General features: G+C 47.2%; 3 protein-coding genes. All 3 read left to right on the forward strand.

All coding sequences use genetic code 11. The features are described from left to right. Positions 1–27: 27 nt before the first annotated feature. Positions 28–1101: a branched-chain amino acid ABC transporter permease gene (locus RMO84_RS07630; RefSeq protein ID WP_310487869.1), complete on the forward strand. Its 1074-nt coding sequence runs from the start codon at positions 28–30 to the stop codon at positions 1099–1101. A gap of 232 nt (positions 1102–1333) precedes the next feature. Next, complete coding sequence (locus RMO84_RS07635) at positions 1334–2122, forward strand: ABC transporter ATP-binding protein (RefSeq protein WP_310487867.1); 789 nt, start codon at positions 1334–1336, stop codon at positions 2120–2122. 146 nt (positions 2123–2268) lie between these two features. Next, a complete protein-coding gene (locus RMO84_RS07640) occupies positions 2269–3393 on the forward strand; it encodes an aldo/keto reductase (protein ID WP_310487868.1) in 1125 nt (374 codons plus the stop codon). Positions 3394–3969: the final 576 nt, after the last annotated feature.

Consider the following 3969-nt stretch of genomic DNA (forward strand, 5'->3'; position numbering starts at 1 on the left):
CGATCGATAACTCATAAATTCTGCCTGATGGTCATTTACTTTGTCTTCTTGACGATTTCTGCTGCCACCTATGCCCTGTTTAGTTTGGGACTAAATCTCCAGTGGGGCGTGACTGGGTTGATTAACTTCGGGCATGTCGCGTTTATGGCGATCGGAGCTTATTCTACCGTGTTGCTGTCCATGCAGGGCGTCCCAATCCCGATCGCCGTACTTATCGGGGCTGGTTTATCTGCACTGCTAGGACTGCTAATTGGCATTTCCACCTTGCGACTGCGGGAAGATTATCTGGGGATTGTTACCATCGGGGTATCAGAATTAGTCCGCTTGGTAGCCAAAAATGAAGCTTGGCTCACCAAAGGGACATTCGGAGTACAAGGCTATCCAGTCCCATTTAATTTCAAGCCTGAGTATCCCGTGAGAATCGGTTTAATTATCTGGTTGACAGCGATTTGTGGGTTGGCATTATGGCGATTGTGGCTATGGATGCGGGTAGAAACTTCGCGGCTAATTGGTGGTGCGATCGCGATCGCTTTTGTCCTGACAGCGTACATTTGCGGTGCATTATCGCTCTATACTTATGACCCGCGTGCTGGCTTGATGTTGCTGACTTTGACAGCCTTGGCGATCGTCTATATCGGCCTCGAAAAGTTGGTACATTCGCCGTGGGGTAGAATCTTAAAAGCAATTCGGGAAGATGAAGAAGTACCCAAAGCTCTGGGTAAAAATGTCTTTTGGTACAAACTCCAAGCCTTCATGCTCGGCGGTGCGATCGCGGGTCTATCTGGAGCCTTTTATGCCTGGAATGGTACAGTTTTTCCTGATAATTTCGAGCCACTAATTACCTTTAATGCCTGGATTATTGTCATGCTCGGCGGTTCGGGTAATAACCTCGGTACGATTATCGGCGCGATTATTTTCTGGGGTTATAATTCCATTACCCGCGATGAATCATTCAAGGCTGTCTTTCGGGCGATGCATCTAGATGAAACGCAACAAGGTGCCTTCCGCGTGATGATTATCGGTCTAGTTTTAATGCTGATTATGGTCTTGCGTCCCCAAGGTATTTTGGGTAAAAAGGAAGAATTAACGTTGGGCAAGTAAATTAATTGATAATTGATAGTTTAATGATTTTTTTCGTGATGGTTGTAAATACTCCCTTCCCGTAAAAAGACTAGAGACTTTCCTCTGTGTACCTCCATGAGTCCTCTGTGTACCTCTGTGTTTAATACACACTCTCATCGCAGCAAAATAGCTTCGATCTTGGAGCGCAAAGAGAGTAATGTAACCCTCTAAAGCCTAATTCCTAAAGCCTAAAGCCTAAAACCTAATCCCTATGTCTAATAATTACGTGCCGATGTCTACGCAACCATTACTTGCTGCTACGGGATTGTGTAAAACTTTTGGTGGTGTCAAAGCCGTACAAACAGCCGGAATAGAAGTCGCGACTGGCAGTATTACTGGCTTAATCGGCCCCAATGGAGCTGGTAAGACGACTTTTTTCAATCTTTTGTCCAATTTTATTCGGCCAGATTCCGGTCAAATTAAATTAAATGGTAAGTTAATTCATACCCTGCAACCCCATCAAATTGCGAGATTGGGGATGGTACGGACATTTCAGGTTGCTAAAGCTTTGTCTAGAATGTCCGTATTGGAAAATATGCTATTGGGAGCCAAAGATCGAGCGGGTGAGAAGATTTGGGAAGTATTGTTGCAACCAAAACTCGTCCAGTCACAGCAACGGGAATTGAAAGACAAGGCGATGTCGATCCTGACTTCAGTAGGATTGAGTGCCAAAGCTAATGACTATGCTGGTGGTTTATCGGGAGGGCAGCGGAAACTCCTCGAAATCGGTCGCGCATTAATGGCCGATCCGCAGTTGATTTTACTAGACGAACCAGCGGCGGGCGTTAATCCCCGCTTAATTGAAGATATTTGCGGTCACATTCTCAATTGGCGGAAAGATGGTCTGACTTTCCTGATTATCGAACATAATATGGATGTGATTATGACACTCTGCGATCGAGTTTGGGTGCTGGCTGAAGGCACTAATCTCGTCGATGGTACGCCGACAAAAGTCCAAAACGATCCGCGCGTGATTGAAGCTTATTTGGGGATTGATTAATCTGAGTTGGGAGTTGGGAGAGAAGAGATCTAGAAGCAGCAAGTCATACTTCAAATCGGTAATGCCGATTAAATTCGACGATCGACCATCTTCGATCGCGTAAAATAAATGAATTGCCTCTCTATTTTTTCGCCCTGTATTCCCCATTGCACTATCGTCGTTTTGGTCGCACCAATCTATTAGTTTCGGCATTCTCACTGGGGACGATGCGGTGTTTGGCTAATCCAGAAATAGCCTATCAAACCGTGAGCAAAGCCGTCGAACTGGGCATCAACCATCTAGAGACAGCCAGAGGTTACGGCCAAAGTGAGACATATTTGGGGCTAGCTTTGCAACGCCAATTACCAATCGATCGATCTCAGCTATACATTACTACCAAGTTACCGCCGACACCCGATCGAGCGTTGATGGCACAGTGGATCGATGAATCGCTGGCACGTTTGCAAGTAGACTACATCGACTGTGTGGGCATCCACGGCATTAATACACCCGAACATTTAGAGTGGGTCAAAAATGGTTGCTACAGGGCGATTGCCGATGCGATCGCGGCTGGTAAGGTCAAACACGTCGGTTTTTCGACTCACGGCAGTTTAGAGCTGATTTTAGAGGCGATCGATACCCAGTTATTTGAATTTATCAACCTACATTATTATTACTTCTACCAACGACTGGCTCCCGCGATCGAGTTGGCGAATAAATATGACATGGGGATATTTATCATTTCCCCCGCAGATAAAGGCGGCAAACTCTACACCCCGCCACCGAACTTAGTCGAATTATGCGCGCCATTGACACCATTAGCCTTTAATTATCGCTGGCTATTAGCTGACGATCGAATTAGCACCCTCAGTCTCGGTGCCGCCAATCCTGACGAACTCTATCCCTCACTCGATATCGCCGACGCTGACTATCCGTTGACGGCTGAGGAGCATGGAATAATCGATCGATTAGAGCAGCAATTACAAACTAGTCTCAATACCGATCTGTGCAGTCAATGTTATGCGTGTTTACCCTGCCCTGCCCAGATTAATATTCCCGAAGTCTTGCGGCTGCGAAATCTAGCGGTGGCTTATGAAATGACCGATTACGGCCAATATCGCTATCAGATGTTTGAAAATGCCGGACATTGGTTTCCAGGAACGAAAGCCAATCGTTGCAATGAATGTGGAGATTGTTTGCCCCGTTGTCCGCAGGAGTTGAACATTCCGCAGTTATTGGCAGATACCCACGAGAAATTACAGACTCGTCAGGGTCGAAGACTGTGGGAATAAAGGTTTTATTATTGCGAACATATCGAGCAGAAATTGCCGATCTAAGAGAATGTTTGAAAAGTACAAGATAGCACTCTTAGTCCCTAGCAATCCCCCTTAGCTCTCCTTAAAAAGCTACTGTGACACAAGTCGGCTAGGCTGCATTTCTAGATCTTAATCCCCCAAACCCCCTTAAAAAGCTTGCTCAGATCCGGTCAAAGTCCCCCTTGAAAAGGGGGATTTAGCGGATGCATACGCCTTCGGCGGGGCAAAGCCCTACGCGCTGTTGGCGAAGCCTTCCCGAAGGGAGCGGTTCCCGTCTTCGACACGTCTCGCTTCGGATCTCCTTCTCTGCGAGACGCTGCGCGAACGGAGAGGCTGTGCCTACGGCAGGCTTACGCCAACGCCAACGCCTACAGCGTGCGTTGCACCAGCGACGCATCGACCTGGAGGGAACCTCCAGGTTGTGTGCGTCAAGACAAGCAGGGGGATCTCCGTATTTCCAAACATCCTCTTAGGTAGAACCATGACGATCGCTTTTACCCGATGTCTCGATCGATCCTAAAAACAGAGCCGACTTCTCGTAGTAGTCGGCTC

Source organism: Chamaesiphon sp. VAR_69_metabat_338, from assembly GCF_031423935.1.
GTDB lineage: Bacteria > Cyanobacteriota > Cyanobacteriia > Cyanobacteriales > Chamaesiphonaceae > Chamaesiphon.

Bases quoted from the DNA above. Each gene is read 5' to 3' on its own strand.
- RMO84_RS07630 (WP_310487869.1), top strand. From the start codon at position 28: ATGGTCATTTACTTTGTCTTCTTGACGATTTCTGCTGCCACCTATGCC.
- RMO84_RS07635 (WP_310487867.1), top strand. From the start codon at position 1,334: ATGTCTAATAATTACGTGCCGATGTCTACGCAACCATTACTTGCTGCT.